Source organism: Acinetobacter sp. 24-47-67, assembly GCF_056779735.1.
Window position 1 is genome coordinate 1 of the sequence record NZ_JBWYIK010000003.1, and the last position, 22929, is coordinate 22929.

A 22929-nucleotide genomic window follows, 5' to 3' on the forward strand; every position below is an offset into this window, starting at 1 on the left:
GATCCCTTCCCGAACTCAGAAGTGAAACCTCTTAGCGCTGATGGTAGTGTGGGGTTACCCATGTGAGAGTAAGTCATCGCCAGCTCATTATTCTAAACACCCCCTTCAATACAAGGGGGTGTTTTTTTATATATGTAAATTGAAATAAAGAATTAAATATAAAGGGAAAGGCATGGGTACGGGAAAATTAACTTCTAAATCAATGTCTTCACATAGTTAATTACAAGCGCAAAATATATCAATAAATACAAAAATGCCTGTATCGTTAACAGGCATTTTGAAAAGAGAATCAACGGATTATTACTGTTCTATATTGCTTGCCATTAAATTACCTTGTTCAGCTTCTCGCATGAAACGATCATGAGTTTCCTTGCTACGAACCAAGCCAGGCATTCGATATTCTGTATGACCGTAGTCATGAATTTTTGTCCAACGTCCTCCCCAAACTAAACCGACAGACTCAGCAACTTGACCATATAACTGATAGCCACGCATAGCCCAAGGATCACGTTCAGAAATAACGACTTTACCATCTCGCTTGAATGCGACATCAGCTGCCAAACCAAATTGGTGATAGCTACGGTATGCAGTCGCTAAAGTGGTTGCTTTATTCCGAGATAGGCTATTTTGTCGTGCAGGACTACGATAACCCTCTAGTAATACTAATTCATAGCCATGTTGTTCCTTCATAATTTTGAAGACCATAAGTAATCGTTGTTTATAGCGTGGATGCATCTTGTCCCACTTACGATTTACCATTGAAGTATCGAGATGACCATGAGAAAACTCTGAATTTTCTACATTAGGAATAGTTGTCGATGAAACAGAACCGCCAGTTTGAGCTTGATATTGTTGCTCAAGACGTACAGCTTCAACGATTGCTGCATCGACGAGACTTTCTTCAACCTCTGGAGGAGGGGAAAGAATTTCCCCATTTAATAAGTTATAAATTTGAGGATCAGCTTTCTTTAAATAGTTCGCTTCTATTTTTGTAGGATCAACGGGTTTTGTAAAAGCAAAAAGCATAATACTGCTAAGTAAGAAAAAACCAGCAATGAGTATCCACCATTGCTGTAAGTGCCAATGCGTTTGAATTTGGTCTGCTGAAGCAGCATGATTCATTTCATGTGCAAATTTACGTGCGTTTAAAAGCTTTTTTTTACCTTGTGGTAATAAGCTTTGTGCAAAATCTATTACTTTTTGTCTTATCTCATAAGACATCAATAAAGTCAGTGCGATGATTAATATCACAAAACTGACAATGATAAAAAAAATCACGGTGCAGGTTCTTTAGCAGTTCGTGTGACTGAAACTTCTACGCTGGCTACAGGAATATCAATATTTTCATCAGTGTCAGCTTTACTTTCAGCAACTTTATTTGCATTGGCTGTCGTAGGCTTAGACTCAGGCTTTTTTATGGTTTTCGGTAATGCTTCAGTTGTGGTCTTTTTTACTGGTTCTGCTTTAGGTGGAACTTGGGAAGTTTTGTTACTTAAAGGTTGTGCTTGATTAAAAGTTGATTCGAAGGGATTTTTACTTGAAGTCACTGGTTGAGTTGCTTGAGCAGAGTTTGTTTGCTGATGTTTGAAAATATTATTAAGCTCATTTAGCTTGGGTTGAGCTTGGTGATATTCATCAGGTTCAGATTGCTCGTTTTGATCAGCTTGGGTGATTCCCGAATCAATATTGGACAATTTATCATTTGAGTGTGTTGAATCTGTATCTGCTGCGTTAATCGGTTGGAAGCTTGGTTGATTTAAATAGGTATAAAAAGCTAAAGATGTGGTAGAGATACCAATTGCTACACCAATGATCCCGCTTACTAGAGGCGAAATTTTTTTATTTTTTTTAGTAGGTGTAAGGACTCTAATATTTTTCTTTTCTTGGCTCATATTGAATATCTTTTATGGTAAATGAATCGTTATGTGGGCCTGTTCAGCAGGTGCACTAATGACATTATTATATTGAGTCATGGCTTTGGTCTCTTGTTGACTGAGCATATAGCGAAGTCCAGAAAATGCCAATAATGCAAAGAGGAGTAAAAATAATAGAATCCAAGCGAATGGAAGTTCTTTATGAATAATGTTTTTAATTTGATCAGGCAATGCAGCGAAAGGTGAAAAGAGGGCTTTTTTACCTTTTAAATAATCTATTTCATCGCCTACGCGTGCAACCAAATGATTTAAGCTTTCAATTGATTCAATACGGTATTTACCTTGAAAACCTAACAGTAAACAGTAGTGAAAAACTTCTAAAGCTGCTAAGCGATCTTTTCCACGAGTTCTAATTTTTTCTAATAAGTCAAAAAATTGATAACCTGCAAGTTGAGATCCAAATAAAGTTAACTGAAGAGGACTAATCAACCACGAATTTTGTAAATGGAAATAACTAGGGTTCTGTTGTGTGACAATCGTTTCATCAAGTAATGCACAAAATGCATATTTGGCATCATGGATATCCTCGGCTGAAAACTGCAACTTCTTCGCTTGTAATTCGAAACGTTGTAGTTGATCCATGATTTTTTGGCGAAATTCATCGACATTGTCAGGAACGTATTGGTTACGAATTAAAAAAACGATGTAGAAACCGTCATGCATTAAATCAACCAAATTAGAAGACTGCGTCAATTTATTCTGTTGCTGTGGTGTAGAGCCTGCTCCAATCTGACCGTCATCGAACAGTGAAGGTGCTCCATTAGGCATATTCATATTTTTCTCTTCTCAATCTCTAGCGATTCATCACTGCGATGAGTTCAATACTGATATCTTGGAATCCAGCAGGTACATAAATACAGATGGTTTCAGACTCCAACATGCGTTGATAGAGTTCATGATGAGGTTCAATTTCAAAATAACTCACACCAGAGCGGACTGGAATCGCAGTAGGTACTTGCATCAAATGGTGAATCGGAATAGCAGGCAATGCAGAGACGACACGTTGCTCAACATCGACTGTTGTGCCCACTTTAAAACGTAGTGGGACAATTTGTACAAGTTCGTGTGTCTGCATCATTGAACTAGACACAGCAATATACAGACGAGATTCGCGAGTGATCTTATCTGACTCTAAGCTACCAACCCAATACGAAGGACGTATTTCTTTAAGACTGATATTGAAGTATCGACTTGAAATGATTGTGTCGAGTAACTCTCTTAAAATGACATCTAACTGCGCAAAGCTATCTTGTAAATTATGATGTTGATATTGAGGTAAATGTTCAACTTCATAGGCTGTTGAGAATGTCAGTAATGAGCCAGTCAATCTGAGTAATTCAAAAAATAAGCGTTCAGGGTGAATTTGGGGATGAGTCAATAAATGGCTGAGAGTTGCATGAGCAGTATTCAATGCATTCACTAGCCAAAATGAAACAATGTCACCTGATCTAAATTCAATTAATTTTTGTTCGTTTTCGCGATTGTTGGTTTGAATAGTTTTGATTTTTGCTTTAATGACATTCAAGGTACGTTTTAAATTAGCAACCAATGACTCACATGAAGCAATATGCAAAATTGGTGGAATAAATTTTGTATCAAGTTCAAAGCTTCCTGAACTATGACGCTTAATTTTTCCTATCGGCAAATATAAAAAACCATCCAGTTCATGAGGAGTATCATTCTGAGATTCCAGTAATTTCAGCTCAGCACGACGACGAATGTAAGTAATTTCAGCAGGTGTGGCATCTGTGAACAAATCATGAGTTTCATTCAGATACGAATGATATCGACTTGGTTGTGTCGAAGCCTCATGGGCGATATTACGCTTGTTTGGTTGAACGATAGGAAGCGCAAGAAAAATGGTCATTTCACCACGGAAATTGAGCTCATCGAGCAGTACGGGCTGAGGTAAAAGATCTCGCGAAGGAGCAGCGTAAATTTCACCATCTTGCCAAATCATTTCAATGTGCTCGATTGCTAGCACATGGGTCGTTAATTGAGATTCATCAAATTTGAGCTGTTGTACCCCATATGCGAATGGAATGGTGGCACGAATAGTTTGATTTAAACGCTGTTCATGATAACTGTCTTGAATTTGAAAGTGCTGCGGTCTTAAAAATAGACCTTCACCCCACAGTACTTTTTCTGCTTTAAACATTGAGATTACCATTCATTAGATTCATTGCTATTTTTTACACCCAAGAGTTCATGGACTGATTCCAATGGGTTGTTATCGTTTTTAATGACTTGTGCGAGCCATTCATGAAGCGGCATTTGGCTCCATTTAATGGTTTTTTGAAGCATATAACTCACAGGACTATGTGGTTCATTTGCTTGAAAATAATCCGCAATATCTTTAAGCACCCGCATTGCTTGTTCACGATTTTGTAGATGACTTTGTGGTTGAGGTTGAAATGACTGCTGAGTTACTGCTGCTTGTATATTTGCTGTTGGAGCAGAATTTATATTTGAATTGTTTTCTTGGAATTGTAGGTCTTGATTCATGTCAGGAGTATCCTCAGACATTAAAAATGCATCTGCTTTATAAATTTTTTTCAGTGTTTTATGTATGTCTTCCAACTGAGAATCAGTATTTGCGAAACTTGGAGCATCTAATTGCATCAGTTGATCAAGTACTTGCTTGAGGGTATCCCAGTGCGTCAAAATTTCTAAAAAGAACTGATAATTGTTGTATTGGAAACTTTTTGAGGTATTAAATAAGCTTTGTTCGAACTGCTCGATTTCTGGATGATTCTGAGAAGATCCATAATCATCAGCATTTTTTAATCTTACATTTTGTTGATGCAGTAATTTTTCATAATCGTAGATTGAATAGAAAGGAGCTGAATTGATGAGTGGAACACGTTTAATCAAAGCAGGTAATTGAGAAGTCAAACCTTGCAATAAACCCAGACGTTGATCTAAATCATCATCTTCAATTTCAGGATGTATATCTTTCCAATAATTGGATAACATACGATGCGAAAGCTCAAGGCTACGAGCGACTCCTTCGTAACCGTAGAGTTGACTCCAAGCTTCGCTTAACCAAGTCAATAAACGAATATCTTTACTTTTTTGAGTCAGAACATCGATACATTTTGCCGAAACAAATGACCAATCTGCTTGTTTAGGTTCAGCTACCCAATCCCCCATATCTAAGAGCGGATCATCTTGGGTTTTCGCTTTCTTGATTTCATGAAATTCATTCGAAAAAGATAGATCTTCGCCACAGATTGCTTGATCTGAGATTGGTTGAAGTAGCTGTTCTATATCAATGTTCATATTAATTTATATACTCAAATAATTATGCTTCAACAATTTTCTTTTTGGTGGCTTTACGCTTTTTCGGTGCTGTTGTTGGATCTAATCGATACTCAATCACGTCATCTTTGCTATCAATTTGAATTAATTTAGGCACTTTGTTATCCGCTAAGGCAATCAATATTTGTGTTGCTAGTTCAGGTAAAACTGAAGAGTTTAGAATATTGTCGACATTACGTGCGCCACTATCGACTTCTGTACAGCGACTTAAGAGGAGTTCCACCAAATCATCGGTGTATTCAACACGTGTTTGATATTGTTTGAAAATACGATCAGTAATTTTGCCTAACTTATGATGGATAATACGCACAAGTAGATCATCATGGAGTGGGAAGTAAGGCACGATACGCATACGTCCCAAGAAGGCAGGTTTAAACTGTTTATATAAACTTGGTTTTAAATGTTCGATTAAGTCTTCTGCCGTAGGCCATTCTTCTACAGGTTTAGTCAAACAGGCCTGCATAATTGCGCTTGAGCCAGTGTTAGAGGTCAATAAAATTGTGGTGTTTTTAAAATCGATAACACGTCCTTCACCATCTTCAAGTGTGCCTTTGTCAAAGACTTGGTAAAACAACTCTTGAACATCTGAATGTGCTTTTTCAATTTCATCTAACAAAACAACGCTATACGGATTGCGTCTAACAGCTTCAGTGAGGACACCACCTTGACCATATCCTACATAGCCTGGAGGCGCACCTTTCAATGAGGAAACAGTATGAGCCTCTTGATACTCAGACATGTTAATCGTGATGAGATGAGATTCCCCACCATACAGCTCATTGGCTAAAGCTAAAGCCGTTTCTGTTTTCCCTACACCACTTGGTCCAACCAACATAAATACCCCTTGAGGCTTGTTTGGATCTTCAAGTTTTGCTTTAGAAGTTTTGATTCCTTGAACAAGTTGATGCAGGGCATAGTCTTGCCCCATGACGCGTTGTTCCAGTTTTTCTTCTAAACTTAGAATTTGCTTAATTTCGTCATTGACCATTTTTCCTACAGGAATACCAGTCCAGTCTGAAATAATCTCATTAATGATTTGTGCATTAACACGTTCAAATACCAGAGGTTGTTCACCTTGTAATATTTTTAAATCGGATCTAAGTTGCTGAATCTGATTTTTAAAATCATTAATGTGTTCTTCATCTTTTAATTCAGAATTTTTTTGCTCAAGTGTTTTGATTTTTTGAACAATTTCTAGTTCTTGTTTCCACTTTTCAGTTGTGGCATTTAACTCATTTTCTATTTCAGTGATCGTATTTTTAAGATTGGAGAGGCGTTCGTCATGCTGTGGGAACTGATTATTCTCTTGTTCCAAAATATCTAATTCAAGCAATAAATTATGATGTTGAGCATGTAGCTGATCTAACTTTACCGGCTGAGCATTCTGAGTTAATGCCACACGAGCGGCAGCAGTATCTAAAACACTCACTGCTTTATCTGGGAGTTGTCGACCAGCAATATATCGATGTGAAGAATGAACAGCAGTCACAATGGCTTCGTCATCGATTTGAAGATTAAAGTGTTTAGCCATGACAGGAATCATGGCGCGAAGCATATCAATCGCAACTTCTTCAGTCGGTTCTTCAACTTTGACGACTTGGAAACGACGACTGAGCGCCGCATCTTTTTCAAAATATTGCTTATATTCAGCCCATGTAGTTGCAGCAATTGTTCTTAACTCGCCACGTGCTAAGGCTGGTTTAAGGAGATTCGCCGCATCATTTTGACCAGCTTGACCGCCTGCACCAATCAGTGTGTGTGCTTCATCAATGAAGATGATGATAGGATGAGCGGAACTTTGAACCTCTTGGATGACTTGTTTTAAGCGATTTTCAAACTCACCTTTTACACTTGCACCTGCTTGTAATAGACCCATATCAAGAACATGGATATGTACATTTTTTAATGCATCAGGCACTTGGTTGTTGGCAATCTTCAGCGCTAAACCTTCAACGACAGCAGTTTTACCTACGCCTGGCTCACCTGTTAAAATAGGATTATTTTGACGACGACGCATCAGAATATCCAACATAAGGCGAATTTCAAACTCACGTCCAATGACAGGATCAATCCCACCGTTAAGCGCTTTTTGAGTCAAGTTAATGGTGTATTGATCTAGTGCAGGTGTTTTTGCATGAGATTCTGAACTTTGAATCGTATCCTGATCCTGAACATCATTTTGATGATCAGCTTGAGGGAGATGCTCTTCAATGCTAGCTTTACAAATTTCTATAAATTTGTGTTTCATCGTATCAATCGGGAACAGATCGAATAAACTCGATGCACGAAGCGCGATTTGATATAAATCTCCTGCAGTCAATAACGCAACTAATAAGTGCCCGCTACGGATGACTGGGGTTTGATCTGCGGAAGCAATAAGCCAAGCTTGTTCTAGCAGACGTACAATCGATTGAGCAAAAATAGGTGTACGCGTATTGCCTTTGGGCAAGTGCGAAATCGTTTCTTGTAAATCATCGATCAGTGCATTTTTAGAAATTTTATAGTGATCGAGCAAAATAGAGAGATCATTTTTTACGTTTTGATTTAATAATTCGAAGAGTAGATGTTCAATTTCGATTTCGTAATTTTGTTGATTAATACAATAATTTGCAGACTTTTCTAGTGCTGTTCTTGTCGTAGGAGATAGTTTTGTAATCAAAATTTTCAAGTTATTCATCAGAATTCTCTGTGTTCAAATTATTTATAGTTACTTAAAATAAACCTACATAACGTCTATTTTTAAGATTTTTAACGACTAAATATTTAATAAACAATAATTTTTAGTATGAAAAAATTCACCCATATTTTTTATTCTACCTAAATAAAGGTGATAAAAAAACTATCCTATAGTGTGAATCGTTTACAGAACTATATAATTTTGTAACTTAAAAAACTTAATTGTTTCTTTATTATAATGGTCATAATGTTGACTAAGTTTGCATTTATAAGTTTAAATTTTAATTAAATCTAATATATATAGAAGACATTGCTCTAAACATTGAGTGTGTTAAAAAATGATTTAATGAATCATATAGTTAATGTAAGTTTTATAATAAATGAGGGTGTATTTTGAATACTAAAATTCTGCTTACAACTCTGCTAATTGGGTTGGGGATGGCGTCTACAACTTACGCAGATGAAGTAAAACTCAAAAGAGGTTGTGTTAAAGATCATCCATTAGTAGCGGGTGAAACAGACCAGACATTGCTACAAATTTATGCTCAAGCATGTGATAAAAAAAATAAAGACAACAAAAATGGTTTTCTAGCACAAGCAGCTCAGCGTTTTCAACAAATCGGACAAAATCAGAAAGCACTTCAATTGGTGAACAGTCTTAATGCACAAAATGTTCAGCACTCATCGTTAACAGATACTAAGTTTTTAGCTGGAATCGGAATCGCGAATGAGGCATTAGAGCAAATGCGTGGACCAGAAGTACGTTATTTGACTGAAGAGACTTACGAACCTGCGTTGGCACTTTCTGAAGCAGTTAAAAAAGCTAAACCTTTGACTGTAATCGAAACCAAAGTTGAAGAAGCACCTAAGCGTGTTCAAGAGACTCGAACTACTCGACAGCCTGCACGTACGACGCGCCGTGCATCGACTCCAGCAAAAACAACACCCGCTAAAACAACGACACCTGCGAAAGTTGAAAAACCAGCAGCACCAAAACGTGAGAATCCATTTGGCTCGTTGAACTGATCAAATTACAAATTTAGGAAAAAATAATATGGCTAAGCGTGAAAGTGTTCAAAAAAAATTACAACGCATTCGACCACCTCGAGTACAACTGACGTATGACGTAGAAGTAGGTGATGGTAAAGAAATAAAAGAACTTCCTTTTGTTGTTGGTGTATTAGGGGACTTCTCAGCAGCATCTGAACTTGAAAGAACCAAACTGAAAGATAAGAAATTTATTAATGTGGATTTGGATAACATTGATGAAGTAATGAGTTCGCTAGCACCAAGAGCAGCCTTTCAAGTTGAAAACACAATTTCGGAAGAGGGTGGAAATATGTCGGTAGATCTTACTTTTAACTCAATGGAAGATTTCCGACCTGAAAATGTTGTTCAACAAGTTGACCCTTTACGCAAATTGGTTGAAGCGCGTGAACGCCTTTCAGATTTGCGTAATAAAATTTCAAATAGTGAACGTCTAGAAGATCTGCTTGATGAAATTCTTCAAAATACAGATCAAGTACGCAAATTAAGTGCTGAAGCAGGAGGCGACGACCGTGAGTAATTTACAAACCGCACCTGCGACAAGCAATGCTGTTGAAGAAACGAGTCTTCTAGATTCGATTGTTGAACAAAGTCGAATTGCGCGTAACGATGATGAACATGTTCGTGCGAAAAATTTAATTGGGGAATTAGCCAAAGAAGTTATGGCTGGAACAATTACTGTTTCAGAAAACATGACGGTCTCAATAGATAAGCGTATTGCTGAAATTGATGCTTTAATTTCTGCTCAATTAAGCAAAATTATGCATCATGAACAGTTTCAAAAGATTGAGTCGACTTGGCGTGGACTTTACTATTTCTGTCAAGAAACACCTTCAAATCCTTTAATTAAAATCCGCATTTTAAATACCACTAAAAAAGAATTGATTAAGGACTTCCAAGGCGCAACTGACTTTGATCAAAGCACATTGTTCAAAAAAGTGTATGAAGAAGAATATGGTTCTTTTGGTGGTGCACCTTACGCAACTTTGATTGGTGATTTTGAATTCGATCGCACACCGTCAGATATGTATCTTTTAGAACAAATCTCTCATGTTGCCGCTGCCTCTCATGCACCCTTTATTTCAGCAGCAAGCCCTTCAATTCTAGGTCTTGAATCTTTCACTGAAATTGATCGTCCTCGTGATGTATCTAAAATTTTTGAAACTGCAGAATATGTACAGTGGCGCTCATTCCGTGAAAGTGATGATTCTCGCTATGTGGCTTTAACTATGCCACGCGTTCTGGGTCGCCTGCCTTATGACCCTAAAGAGGGTTGGGCAACAGAAGGCTTTAACTTCGTTGAAGAAGTCTCAGGTGAAGATCACGATCAATATCTCTGGATGAATGCAGCATACGGTTTCGGTACACGTTTAACGAATGCATTTGATATGCATGGTTGGTGTGCAGCAATTCGTGGGGTTGAAGGTGGTGGTTTAGTAGAAGGCTTGCCAGTACATACCTTCAAAACCAATGATGGTGAAGTCGTATTTAAGTGTCCGACAGAAGTTGCGATTACGGACCGCCGTGAGAAAGAGTTGAGCGATCTCGGTTTTATTCCATTAGTACACTGCAAAAACACAGACTACGCAGCGTTCTTTGGGGCTCAATCGACCCAAAAGCCTAAGAAATATGATAGCGATACAGCGAATGCAAATTCAGCACTCTCAAGCCAGATTCAATACATCATGGCTGTGTCGCGTATTGCGCATTATTTGAAAGCAATGATGCGAGATAAAGTCGGAAGTTTTGCTTCAGCTGGAAATGTAGAAAGCTTTTTGAATGATTGGTTATCTCAATATGTATTACTAGATGATGGTGCATCACAAGAGGCCAAAGCTAAGCGCCCGCTTCGTGAAGCATCTGTAAAAGTTGTGGAAGACCCGGCGAACCCTGGTCACTACAAATCGGTCGTGTTTTTAAGACCGCACTTCCAGTTGGACGAGTTGTCGGTATCTTTGAGACTTGTCACTGAGTTACCTCAGTCCTCTAATTAAATAGAGCAACTTTATAATAACGTTAAATAAAACAGGAAATCTTCATGAAAGATATATATGTTCAATTTCGAGGAAAATACAAAGTAGACGGCGAATCTCGTGACACTGAGCACAAAGATTGGTTGGAAGTTAATTCTTGGTCTCATAACATCCGTCAGCCTAAATCTGCGACATCTTCAAGTGTTGGTGGTCATACTTCTGAGCGTGTTGAACATTCAGACATGTTATTCGTTAAAGATTTAGATGCGACTAGCCCGAAACTTTGGGAAGCATGTTCTGCTGGTTACACTTTTGATGAAGTACAAATCGATTACTACCGTGCGAATGGTGATAAGCGTATCAAGTACCTTCAAATCAAATTGAAACATGTTCTAGTTTCAAGCGTAACACCATCTGTAAATGCTGAAGGTGTTCCGACTGAAGCATTTGGTTTGAAATATGCTGCTGTTGAATGGACATACAACCAACAAGATATCGATGGTACTCAAAAAGGTGCGATCACGAAGCAATGGTCACTTTCTAACAACACTGCAAGCTACAAAGCTTAAAGTCTTGAAAGTGAGAGGAGTAGGGGCTGACTTAAGTTGGCCTTTACTCATCTTTTAGAGTAGGCAAGATGAAAACAAATTTAGATCATCTTTATCCATTTGGCTTCCGTTCAACTTTATTTGATCGCTTGATTCCAGAATATGAGGATCAGATCAAAGGCTTGTCTATGCAAGAGCTACGTGAATCTGTTGCACATGACTTGGAGGATCTACTTAATAGTCGAGTAGCCAAGTTTGATCAGATTGATGAATTCCCTACGGTTAAAGGCTCGATTGCACAGTTTGGCATTATTGATTTTGTTGGATTATCAACAGCGAATCCAATGGATCGAGACAAAATTTGCCAATCTATTCAGCAGTCCATTGCGGCACATGAACCTCGCCTACGACAAATTCAAGTTGAAATGTTGTTAGACAGCGACAATATGGGCGCACTTTGCCTCAGTATTCAAGCATATTTAAATATCCATCCATTGTATGAGCCTGTAGTTTTTGATGCTTTATTGAAACCAACGACACAACAATATGTAATTTCGGCTAGATCTTAAGATTGGGGCTTTTGTGATAGAAGAACTTTTACCGTACTACGAAAAACAATTACAAGAATTTGGACAACAATCTCGTGAATTTGCTCAGAAGTATCCTAAAATTGCCCAACGGCTCTCGCTCAACCAAGAACAGATTGATGATCCACACATTGAGCGCTTAATTCAGGCGTTTTCGTTGATTGCTGCTCGAATTGATAAAAAATTAGCAGACAGTTATGACGTTTTTACACGTGCTTTATTTGAGGTGATGTTCCCTCAATATTTAAGACATTTTCCAAGTTGTACTGTCGTCAGTTTCGAAGATCAAAATAAAATAAAACAATTAACTGAAGCTCACGTCATTCCGCAGGCAACAACGCTAAAATCACGAAGCTTTAAGGGGGTTCAATGTGAATTTAATACCTGTCAAGCTGTACGATTACTTCCCATTCAACTGAATCAAGTTCAATTTAAAACGAACCCAAGTGCTCAAATTCATCTCAATCAAAATGCCACTTTGCAATTAAGTTTTGAAACTTTCAATGAAGCAGGCTTGTGGATTCATCAAGAAAAACTCCCTATTTATTTAGATGCTATTTCAAATTTTCCGCTGCAAGTTTTGGATAGTATTTTCAAAAAAGATACGACTTTTACGGTACGCATTGGAACACAGCTTTATCAAATTTCTAATCCATTTTCCTTAATGGGCTTTGAGGAAGATGAGAGTTTATTGCCTATTGATCAACATACACATCATGCCTATCGCTTGTTGATGGAATATTTTTGTTTTGCAGATAAATTCAGCTTTCTTAATCTTGATTTGTCTTTTTTAAGAAATTTATTAGATCAACAAACGAGTTTTGATCTCCAAATTCATTTTAAGTTAAACCTAAACGATCAGGCGATTATTCGTAATTATTCAGAGCTGAATGGTGCAAATTTCAAATTGTTCAGCACGCCAGCTGTTAATCTTTTTGAAAAAAATGCTGAACCACAAAAAATACATCATCGACAACTCGAATATCCATTGATCACGGATGCACATCATCCTGAATTTTATCAGGTCTATTCGATTCAGAAAATGCACATGGTTCGTGAAAAGATTAATCAGGATCAGGTTTATCATCCAGTGTTGCCGTTCTTTGGAATGAGTCATTACCATGATGAAAATGTCCAATTTTTCTATGCATTGAACTCATCCCAGCTCAACAATAAGTTTGTTGAAACGGGTTATTCCATTATTTCTAAGCATTTACAGCCGTATGATATAAAGTCTGATTTTATTAGCACCGTATTGCTATGTTCGAATCGGAATTTACCGCATGAAGCATTAAGCCAGTCAAATAATATTTTAAATCTAAATGATAGTAGTTTGGCACGTCGTGCTTTGGTATTGAAGCGTCCGAGTTTACCCTATCAATTTGAGCAAAATCAGAAAGAGCAATGGCGCATTATTTCTCATCTTTCATTAAATACGTTAGCACTGATGAAAGGGGATGCGGTAGCGCATTTAAAAGAATTATTAGAGTTATATAACTTACCGTCGAATAAAGAAAATCATCTATTAATTAACTCGATTAAACAAATTGAATTTAGCCTGACGCATAAGTTGGTTGAAGCCAAACCTTTCCCGCTTTTCGTACGAGGACTCAAAGTTGTTATCCGAATCGATGAACAAGTATTCAGAGGTCATAGTCTTTATATTTTCAGTCAATTGCTGAGCCATGTGTTTAACTTAAAAGTGCAGTTAAACAGTTTTGTCGATGTCATAATCGAAGATGCTCAATCACAACAGGAGTTATACCAATGCGTGCAGAACGTTGGTGGCAAGAAGCTTCTGTAATAGACTATTTATTTCAACAGCCGACTGCTTATGAATTTATTCAGTCGATTCGATTGTTAAGACATGTGCCCTATGCTCGGCCACATACACCATGGGATCGTGATTTTAAATTTCATCCTTCCTTAGAGCTTAACTTCCCTAAAAAAGAAATTGAATCGCTAGCTTTAGAAGATGAAAAAGTTCAGCTTACAAATTTAATGGTGGGTTTGACTGGCATGCAGGGGGCATTACCCTATAGCTATACCAATAAAGTTAAATCAGCACCACGCAAATTTCGAGTTGAAACAACGCAATTCTTGAGTTTATTTAATCATAAGCTCACTTCACAATTCGTTGATGCGACGGTCAAGTACAATTTACCAGTACGGTATGAGGTCGAGTCTGAAAATCATTATCTGAATATTATCCATGCATTAAATGGTTATATTAGTCAGCAACATCAACAACAAGAACTTGATGATTATTTTGCTGAATTTGCAGGATTAATGCAGGGGCAAAATAATACAGCACATGCTTTAAAAACCATGATTGCACAGGTATTTAATCAGCATGTGGCAATACAAGAGTTTATCCCTGAAAAATTTAAATTAGAGCTTCAGCAGAGAACATCCTTAGGAGGGGCGACGCCAAGCTTGTTAGGATTGAATACATTTTGTGGAGAGACTATTACCCAAATTGATGGCAAAATTGAAATTCAAATTGGACCGTTGGATCGTAAAACTTACCTAGATTTTCTACCACAACAAAAACTAAGTTTAAAATTAAAAAAACTACTACAAAGCTGGTGTAGCCCAACCTTATTGGTTGATGTTCGTTTAATTTTATCAAAACAAGAAATACAGCCTATTACTTTAAATTCGGAGCATTCTATGGGGCTTAGTCAGGGTGCCTTTTTAGCTCATAATCAACCGCTAGACAATGATGAAACTTGCTACCCATTGCTTGGAGTAGCGTCATGATCAAAATCATTGTTGGAGTGTTCCTTACTGTTTATCTGGTGATTTCTGCGATTGTGGTGCTGTATTGGCGTGACATCAATTTTGATCCTTCTGGCAGTGATTTACTTATCTTTTTTGCATTGTTACCTGTTGCAATCACTGCTTTTTTGGTGATGCCATATATGATTTATCATTGGATAAAAGAGCAAAAAAATAAACAGAATGATCCTCAACTTAGCGATGAGACCACAATTGAGGAGCTACAGCCTGAGCCTGTGGAGTGGATCAATTTAAATGTCTATCGCGCTTATGCACTCAATGCTTTGGGTGAAAATCATCTGATTATTGATGCGATTCGGGAGTTCAAGAGCCCTGAACTTGATGACAAATTATTGAATGGGTATGGGTTGCCTATTCTGAGTTATCGAATTTCTGATTTAGACGTCGAACAAGATGAAGAGGATGAATATAGCTTCAAACGGCAATACCGCATTCATCAATTGATTCTGACTCAACTCGAACAACAAACAGAAATACTCTGGGAAATTAGTGAGCATTTAAAAAAATCTGCGCTTTTCTACGATACTCAAATTAGCCAATCTTATCGTATGCATCCAGCATGGATTGATCCTCAGGCTGAGTATCATGATGGGGAAGAAGATACTCCTTCTGTGCAGCAAGTTTATCGACTGAATAAGCTTAAAATCCACCTGGTTCTCGCTGAAGAATTATTGCATGTTTGGGATGAACAAGATTCTGAGCAACTCATTTCAGACTACCTGAGTCAGCTCAATTATATTCCTGAAGTGTTTCACGTGGAACACCACTATTGGGGTGCTGAAACAAGCTATAGTGAATGGATTCATCTTTTACAAAGTATTGAAAAAGATGAGTCGTCTATAAGTCTTGTGTTTATCGTTGATTCCGAAATTGATCAAGATACATTGGATGAAAAGATTTGGATTTCAGAACAATATATTCCTGCAGAATATATTTCGAGCTGTTGTTTAGCTTCACCTAAAATTCAAATTGAAAATGTTTTACCTACGAAAACATTAGATATTGCGATAAATGAAAAACAACTGAAACAGAGTTTAGATCGCTATAACATTGATCATCAGTTCAAAGTGGAAAATGAGCAGCCCTTTACAATTCTGTTGGATGACATTACTCAACTCAAAACACTTAAAAAAATTGAGCAAAATTTTGCCAATACGAATATTGAGCAACATCACTATTTAATGCTTTATCCAACACTTGGGAATACACAAAGCTTAGCTAAAATTTTTGGCTTTACTCTCGCTTTTCAGTTTGATGATGCCTTGATGACAATGGTGTATACAACTCAAAACCCAGATGTTCAGACATTTATTCAAACTTATCAATCAGAATCGGACATAAATCCTGAGCAGCAAAACGTTTAAAAATTTACGAAAAAAATGAGAATACAATGCACACGATATTAGGCTATGTATGGCAGTACGTTTCAAACCCAAAGGCAATCATTGCATTGTCATTGTTTGTTGCCTTAGTGTCTGCCTATCACACGATACCTAGACAGTATTTCTGGCCGCTTGCGGTGGCTTATGTACTGGGTCTAATCGGTTATGGAATCTATTGGTTCATTCAACGCAAACGCCACGAGAAACAAGGGGAAGAATTGGCGGAAGCAATCGAAAAAGATACCCAAGCTGAGTATGGTAAGCAGAAGGATAAAGATGAACTACAATTGGTTCATCAACAGATGAAGGATTCAATTCAGCTCATTCGTAAGTCAAAGCTGGGTGATAAAAAAGGGAATGCAGCGCTATATGAGTTGCCTTGGTATATGGTCATTGGTAACCCTGCTGCCGGTAAGAGTTCTGCCATTTATAACTCGGGCTTAAAGTTCCCATTCGAAGAAACGCATAAAAATGCAGTGTCTTCAGGTTTGAGTGGAACACGTAATTGCGACTGGTTTTTCTCAACAGAAGGAGTATTGTTAGATACTGCTGGTCGTTACTCAGTCTATGCAGAAGATCACTCTGAATGGATTGGTTTTTTGAACTTGCTCAAAAAAAATAGATCTAAAGCGCCGATTAATGGACTGATTGTCACCGTCAGTATTGCCGAGTTAGTTAGCCAAAGTCCTGAAAAATCTTTGAAACTCGCTAAAAACTTGAGAGCACGTATACAAGATTTGACGGAACGTTTAGAAATCTTTGCACCTGTGTATTTGGTGTTTTCTAAAATGGATTTGATCGCAGGATTCACTGAGTTTTTTGATTGTTATGATCAGGATGAATTTGACCAAGTTTGGGGAGCAACGCTGCCTTATAATCCAGATTCATCTGAAAATGCTGTTGATCTATTCGAGCATCATTACAATATTTTGTATGATGGATTGAAAAGCGTAAGTACGACTCATTTAAGTCGCCGTCATGCACAGAATATCTCACCCAGTGTGATGACTTTTCCGCTTGAGTTTAAGACTTTAAAACCAGCACTCAAAACTTTTATAGGAACACTATTTGAGGAAAATCCGTATCAGTTCAAACCTGTATTCCGTGGTTTTTACTTCACCAGTGCCTTACAAGAAGGAACGATCGAGAGTCCAATGACGGAGCAAATTGCTCAAGAATTTAGACTTCAGAAAATTCCGAACAGCGAACATGGTATTCCACAAAATTCTGTATCACAGAATCATGGGTATTTCTTAAAGGGATTATTTTCAGATGTCATTCTGAAAGATAAAAACTTGGTGAAGCAACATATTAACCCGGCGAAAAAGCGCCAACGTTATTTGAGTTTTATTGCAGCTTTACTTGGGGTATCTGTAATTTTAGGCCTGTGGGTGTGGTCTTACCGTAACAATCAACAGTTGATCGCAGATGTTCAAGCTGATCTGAATAAAGTGATGCAAATGGAGCAGGCATCAGGTCAGCATTTGGCGACACAGCTCGACTCGTTACTAATTTTACAACAGCGTTTAGAACAGTTAGATCAATTTGAAGAAGATCGTCCATTAAAGTTTGGCTTTGGTTTGTATCAAGGCAATGATCTGCGGGAAAAACTTAAAACCGAATATTTAAATGGTGTGCGACAAATTGTTTTAGAACCATCTCAACAAAATATTGGTCAGTTCTTGCAACGTGTAAAAAATAATGAAGCGACACTAAAAGAAAATCACGTTAATGTTGAAATTCAGCAAGTATCGGCTAAACCTGCACAAAATGCTTTGGAACCTTCTGATTCGAATCCCCAAGATGCTTACAACGCATTGAAAGCTTATTTGATGATGAGCAATTCAAAATATATGGAAGCAAGTCATCTGAGTGATCAGGTTACGCGCTTTTGGCGTTCATGGTTAGATGCCAATCGTGGACAAATGCCACGTGGTGAAATGATCCAAAAAGCGGAGCAGGTGCTGACCTATACCATGACATTGGCGAATGATCCAAAATTCCCACAGTTGTCAGCGGATGCGCAATTGGTTGATCAAAGCCGACAAGTATTGTTGGCGGTGATGAAGGGGATGCCAGCACGTGATCGAGTTTATAATGAGATCAAAATGCGTGCTGCTGTACGATATCCAGCAGTGACAGCAGCTCAAATTGTAGGTGAGAACAATCGTAGTGCCGTATTAGGTTCTTATGCTCTTCCTGGGGTATTTACATATAAGGCATGGAACGAATATATCGATCAAGCCATTGATGAAGCTGCGAATAGTCCGACAGACAGTCGTGACTGGGTGTTGAACAGCAATCAATCAGATGACCTCACCTTTAGTGGTAGTCCAGATCAAATTCGTAAGCAGCTGACTGAACTCTATAAGAAAGAATATATCGCAGAGTGGCGTAAATTCTTGAATGGAATTTATTATGCAAAACAACCTGATTTTGCCCAGCAACATAAAACAATAGATTTATTGGGTGAGCCTCAAAATTCCCCGATACGTTTGCTCATTGAGCATACAGCGAAAGAAACCAATTGGGATAACCCTGTGGTTCAAGCGGAATTGGCGGCTCCACAAACAGGATTTATCGCTTGGTTTAAACGTAAGGTTCTTCGTCAAGATAATACCAATGAAATTCAACGTGCAGCTGAGCGCGCCCAAGGTGCTATCTCAAAAGAATTTAACGTTTTTTATCAGTTGGTTCGTAAACGTGATGATCAGCAAAATAAATCATTACTTGATGAGTATTTAGAAAATCTCGCACAGGTACGCAGTAAGTTTAATGATCTCCGAAATGCAGGGGATATTGGCCCAAATGCGATGGCTTTGGTAAAACAAACCATCAATGAACAAACCTCAGTATTTAATACTACGCAAAAACTTGTCGATGAAAAACTGACGGTCGGTCTGAATGATATTGACAATAAGCTCATTCAAAAGCTTTTGGTGAGTCCACTGACACAATCCTTTGCAAGCTTAATCACGCCAGCACAAGATGAGATTAATAAATTATGGGTGATGCAAGCTTATCAACCGTTTAATCAGACTCTGAGCCAAAAGGTTCCATTCAATACCTCGGCTTCAATCCAAGCGACGAGTAGTGAAATCGGTCAAATCTTCGGTGAGGGCGGTAGTATTGCCAATTTTGTTAAAGAAACGCTCGATCCATTTGTGATTCGTCGTGGTTACACACTGACTTCTAAAACGTGGAAAGACCAAGGCATTATCTTGAATCCACAATTTGTGATGAGTTTCCAACGCTATGTTTCACCACTTAACGGTGTAGCTACAGGTACTTTGTCACAAGGTTCTGCGCCTGCTGCGACCAATCAGTCCAACTTCCAATTCTATCCATTGTCTAATCCACAGTTGCTGTCTTATACGATTGATATTGATGGTCAACGTATGGTCTTTGAAAATGGTATCCAACAGTGGGTGAACTTTGTTTGGCCGAATACTGGTGCTATTCCTGGAGCACGTATTACTGCAGTCGATCTCGAAGGGAAAACGCATACGATTTTTGATGCACCAGGTGAATACGGGATCAATCGTTTGATCGACTCTTCGCAACGTCGTGATCAAAATGGTGTCATCGAAATGACTTGGGCAAGTGCTCAACAACCATCATTAGCGGTAAAAGTAAACTTTCGTTTGATCAGTGGGAATTCAGGTCAAGGTGTAACAGGCGTTGGTTCTAATCGTGATTTAAACGGTTTGCAATTGGTTGATAAGGTGACGACCAACAAGGCGACAGCACGTGTGGTATCTGCTCAAAAGGCACCAACACCAGCACCTCAAGCTGAGAATTCAACGAATACGGCATTGCAAAATGCAACACAAGGAGCACAGCCATGATGTATGGAGTACAACTTAAGATGGATCATCAGTAGGAGGCGATATGTACAGTGTGAAAACAATGCCTTTGTACTATGGTAAGAGTCCTGCTCGTGGCGATTTTCTGAAAACCAAAGGACAGTATTCTCTGATTCAAGTAATTGATCAGTGGATTACTGAAGCGCTTGAAATGGCAATGAGAAATCCAAACTTCGATCAAAATTATCAAAGTTTGGCATCATTAGATTTCTTTATTGCCAATCCGCGTGAAAATATGTTCTTGGTTGCAAACTTAGTGACCAGCCAAGACAGCTCAGGTCGTCAGTTTCCTATGGTGTTGAGTCACTTATTGGAAGTGGATGCACCCTACCAAAATTTGCTCTATGCACCTTATAGCTATAAGCCAGTTTTGATTGACTTATTTCAAAGAAACCGTGTGATTCGTCAAATTCGAGATGCTGATGATTTAATCGAAAAACTGGCTCAGCTCAAAAAAGAAATTCAAGTTCTTGATGTAACTGAATCAACCGCTTTTTTTGAAAATCACACCATGCATTCATTTGCACAAATGATGAAAATATCGGTCTATGAGCTTGCACAAAGCATGATTGGACTAGGTCTTTTACTCCAACCTGTATTAAAAAATGGAACGAGTAAACTGAATAAGGTGTTAATTTTACCAATTCACAACCCTAGTTTTTGTTATGAAATCGCAGCATTCTGGGTTAGTTTAATCGCAAGATTTTTGCCAAAACATAATACCGAAGTGTTAATTGGTATTCTTCATTCAGAACGTCCAGTTTTATTATTTGGCTTTCAGGGCGCAGATATTGAAGCATTAAGTGATATTTTCAATCAGAACTTAAGCTCTGAACATTGGGTTTCATTGGTACAAGCTCAGTGGATTGATCGCTATTTGGAGCAAAATGCAGGTCTTGCTGCACTCGAGCAATCTTTGTGCGAACGACAGTTGAGTTTAAATCAAGGAATGAAATTATTCCGACAGACTTTTATAGAAGAATAATGATGAAGAAAACCTTATTAAAGATTTCATTGCTTAGTTCGATATTGAGTATAAGTGTTATATCGTTTGCGAAAGAAATTATCGTTGAGGGAGTTGTTCCTAACGAGATGAGCAAACAGGCCATATTGAATAAAATGAAAGTGGTCTATAGCCAAGACCAAATTATCGATAAAATTCAGGTTCGTCCTGTCACTGCACCCAATGGATGGAGTGATTCCGTGACACAAGTCATTACACCTGATCTTAAAAAAGTTTCTCAAGGAAAATTGAGTGTAAGAGGAACACAAGTTGAGCTCACAGGTAAAGTCCTCAATCAAAATGATATCGTACCGACTCAAAATACATTTCAAAATTTAGTTGTGGCACCTTATCGCTTTAATGCACAGTTATCTGTGAATCATACAGAACAAGCCATCATTGATAATGCTTTAAAAAATCGAATTATTGAATTTGCTTCTGGAAGTGCCACACTTTTACCAGCAGGCACACAAATTTTAGACGAAATGGTGGTTGCGCTAAACAAAGTTCAAGGCAAAAATGTCAAAATCATCGGACATACTGACAGTCAAGGTAATCCACAGAAAAACAAAGAATTGAGCTTGCAACGTGCGGATGCAGTAAAACAATATTTGATTGCCAAGAATATTTCACCTTCACGATTAAGTACAGCGGGTATGGGTGCTGATGAACCTGTTGCAGACAATGCAACGGAAGAGGGTCGTAAGAAAAATCGAAGAATCGAGTTTGAAGTTCAATAAAATATTATAAAAGGAACAAGTGTATGGCTTTCCCTTATATTACGATTGGCTCTCCAACCACTGGTGGTGGGCAGGTTATTTCAGCAAATAGTTCTTTCTTAATCGAAGGTAAGCCAGTTGCTTGTGTAGGGGATAAGGCCACCTGTCCTAAACATAAAACGGTGACGACAATTGTTGCGGGTGACAGCAAAATGGTTATTATGGGAAAACCCGCCGCACAGCATAATTCACCTTTGGCATGTGGATGCAAATGTATAGGGAATCAAAGTTTAACGGTTGGACAAAATTAGTTAATTCATTGGGATCTGTATCTAAAAAGAACCCTCTAATTTTAGAGGGTTCACTTTTTCAACTATAATTTTATCTCGATCAAAGTGTCTTCGGTATTTGTAATCGCGCACCTACTGATGATCTGAAGATGATTATTACGCACTTACATATTGCACAATTTTATCAAACGCAGATTTAAGCGCTTTGTCATCGAATTCATTGCCTTCGAATGTTTCATTGCGATTGCGTGCAAAAATATCGCGAATCTCAACCACGGCATTTGAGTCGACTAAACCTAATTGCGTAGCAACTTGACGGATTTGATCGATAGAGCGAGAGCCATTACTACCGCCATAACTGACATAAGCAGCAGGTTTTCCATTCCACTCTTTACCTAAATAGTCGAGTGCATTTTTAAGTGCAGGGCTGTATCCATGATTATATTCAGGACTAATAAATATAAATGCATCACCTTTCGCGATTTGAGCAGCCCATTCTTGTTGCTTAGGTTGATCATATATACCCGTTAGTGGTGGATTTGCTCCAGCGAAAAACGGTAAATCCCATTCTTTTAAGTCCACAATTTCTGTCTTAATCGTGCTGTAGTTATATGATGAAATCGTGTTTTGAACCCAATTTGCAACTTTAATGGCTGTGCGGCCTTCTCGAATGCTTCCCACAATAATTTGAATATTCACCAAATTTATCCTTATATCTGTTATCACACTGACTTTAAAATGTTTTTTTTAAAAAAGGTAGATCGAAAATGTATCTAAAAAA

19 protein-coding genes and 1 rRNA gene are annotated in these 22929 nt (G+C 38.0%); 13 read left to right on the plus strand and 7 right to left on the minus strand.

Annotated features, from left to right (window positions below):
- Positions 1-85, plus strand: a 5S ribosomal RNA gene (rrf, locus tag AC1M9K_RS05550); the annotation flags it as partial.
- Positions 86-300: 215 nt separating this feature from the next.
- Here rrf and AC1M9K_RS05555 read toward each other — a convergent pair.
- The 6 genes from AC1M9K_RS05555 to tssH are packed head-to-tail and all read right to left on the minus strand — an operon-like array spanning position 301 to position 7935.
- On the minus strand, positions 301-1278 hold the full coding sequence (locus tag AC1M9K_RS05555; protein ID WP_180029098.1) for a M15 family metallopeptidase: 978 nt from the start codon (positions 1276-1278) through the stop codon (positions 301-303).
- Complete coding sequence (locus AC1M9K_RS05560) at positions 1275-1892, minus strand: hypothetical protein (RefSeq protein ID WP_481588740.1); 618 nt, start codon at positions 1890-1892, stop codon at positions 1275-1277. Before AC1M9K_RS05560 ends, AC1M9K_RS05555 begins: the two co-directional genes overlap by 4 nt.
- Positions 1893-1904: 12 nt before the next feature.
- Entirely contained in the window at positions 1905-2708 is an 804-nt protein-coding gene (icmH, locus tag AC1M9K_RS05565; RefSeq protein WP_092766617.1) for a type IVB secretion system protein IcmH/DotU, read from the minus strand.
- Between the two features lie 19 nt (positions 2709-2727).
- On the minus strand, positions 2728-4092 hold the full coding sequence (gene tssK / locus AC1M9K_RS05570; protein ID WP_481588741.1) for a type VI secretion system baseplate subunit TssK: 1365 nt from the start codon (positions 4090-4092) through the stop codon (positions 2728-2730).
- Positions 4093-4097: 5 nt separating this feature from the next.
- The gene (tssA, locus tag AC1M9K_RS05575) at positions 4098-5216 is read right to left on the minus strand and encodes a type VI secretion system protein TssA (RefSeq protein ID WP_481588742.1); all 1119 of its coding nucleotides are present in this window, start codon (positions 5214-5216) and stop codon (positions 4098-4100) included.
- Between the two features lie 22 nt (positions 5217-5238).
- On the minus strand, positions 5239-7935 hold the full coding sequence (gene tssH / locus AC1M9K_RS05580) for a type VI secretion system ATPase TssH (RefSeq protein WP_481588845.1): 2697 nt from the start codon (positions 7933-7935) through the stop codon (positions 5239-5241).
- A gap of 434 nt (positions 7936-8369) precedes the next feature.
- Here tssH and AC1M9K_RS05585 point away from each other — a divergent pair, with 434 nt between their 5' ends.
- The 12 genes from AC1M9K_RS05585 to AC1M9K_RS05640 all read left to right on the plus strand — a co-directional run bounded on the left by AC1M9K_RS05585 (position 8370) and on the right by AC1M9K_RS05640 (position 22169).
- Positions 8370-8957 carry a hypothetical protein gene (locus tag AC1M9K_RS05585; RefSeq protein WP_092766614.1) on the plus strand — a complete coding sequence of 196 codons (588 nt, stop codon included), beginning with the start codon at positions 8370-8372 and terminating at the stop codon, positions 8955-8957.
- A gap of 28 nt (positions 8958-8985) precedes the next feature.
- Positions 8986-9498, plus strand: a complete 513-nt coding sequence (tssB, locus tag AC1M9K_RS05590; protein ID WP_092766613.1) for a type VI secretion system contractile sheath small subunit — start codon at positions 8986-8988, stop codon at positions 9496-9498.
- The gene (tssC, locus tag AC1M9K_RS05595; protein WP_092766612.1) at positions 9491-10972 is read left to right on the plus strand and encodes a type VI secretion system contractile sheath large subunit; all 1482 of its coding nucleotides are present in this window, start codon (positions 9491-9493) and stop codon (positions 10970-10972) included. Before tssB ends, tssC begins: the two co-directional genes overlap by 8 nt.
- Before the next feature lie 44 nt (positions 10973-11016).
- Positions 11017-11520 (plus strand): Hcp family type VI secretion system effector, encoded by a 504-nt coding sequence (locus AC1M9K_RS05600; RefSeq protein ID WP_092766611.1) that lies wholly within the window; start codon positions 11017-11019, stop codon positions 11518-11520.
- 68 nt (positions 11521-11588) lie between these two features.
- Positions 11589-12068, plus strand: coding sequence for a type VI secretion system baseplate subunit TssE (gene tssE / locus AC1M9K_RS05605; RefSeq protein ID WP_481588743.1), 480 nt, complete (start codon positions 11589-11591; stop codon positions 12066-12068).
- Between the two features lie 13 nt (positions 12069-12081).
- Entirely contained in the window at positions 12082-13890 is a 1809-nt protein-coding gene (gene tssF / locus AC1M9K_RS05610; RefSeq protein ID WP_481588744.1) for a type VI secretion system baseplate subunit TssF, read from the plus strand.
- Entirely contained in the window at positions 13854-14849 is a 996-nt protein-coding gene (gene tssG, locus AC1M9K_RS05615; protein WP_481588745.1) for a type VI secretion system baseplate subunit TssG, read from the plus strand. The genes tssF and tssG overlap by 37 nt, the downstream gene beginning before the upstream one ends.
- On the plus strand, positions 14846-16252 hold the full coding sequence (locus AC1M9K_RS05620; RefSeq protein WP_481588746.1) for a hypothetical protein: 1407 nt from the start codon (positions 14846-14848) through the stop codon (positions 16250-16252). Before tssG ends, AC1M9K_RS05620 begins: the two co-directional genes overlap by 4 nt.
- Positions 16253-16278: 26 nt before the next feature.
- Positions 16279-20118 carry a type VI secretion system membrane subunit TssM gene (gene tssM, locus AC1M9K_RS05625; protein ID WP_481588747.1) on the plus strand — a complete coding sequence of 1280 codons (3840 nt, stop codon included), beginning with the start codon at positions 16279-16281 and terminating at the stop codon, positions 20116-20118.
- Positions 20119-20161: 43 nt separating this feature from the next.
- On the plus strand, positions 20162-21121 hold the full coding sequence (tagF, locus tag AC1M9K_RS05630; protein ID WP_481588748.1) for a type VI secretion system-associated protein TagF: 960 nt from the start codon (positions 20162-20164) through the stop codon (positions 21119-21121).
- Entirely contained in the window at positions 21121-21879 is a 759-nt protein-coding gene (locus AC1M9K_RS05635; protein ID WP_481588749.1) for an OmpA family protein, read from the plus strand. The genes tagF and AC1M9K_RS05635 overlap by 1 nt, the downstream gene beginning before the upstream one ends.
- Before the next feature lie 23 nt (positions 21880-21902).
- A complete protein-coding gene (locus AC1M9K_RS05640) occupies positions 21903-22169 on the plus strand; it encodes a PAAR domain-containing protein (protein WP_092766603.1) in 267 nt (88 codons plus the stop codon).
- 135 nt (positions 22170-22304) lie between these two features.
- Here the strand turns inward: AC1M9K_RS05640 and AC1M9K_RS05645 are convergent, their stop codons facing one another.
- Positions 22305-22847 carry an NADPH-dependent FMN reductase gene (locus AC1M9K_RS05645; RefSeq protein ID WP_481588750.1) on the minus strand — a complete coding sequence of 181 codons (543 nt, stop codon included), beginning with the start codon at positions 22845-22847 and terminating at the stop codon, positions 22305-22307.
- Between the last annotated feature and the right edge of the window lie 82 nt (positions 22848-22929).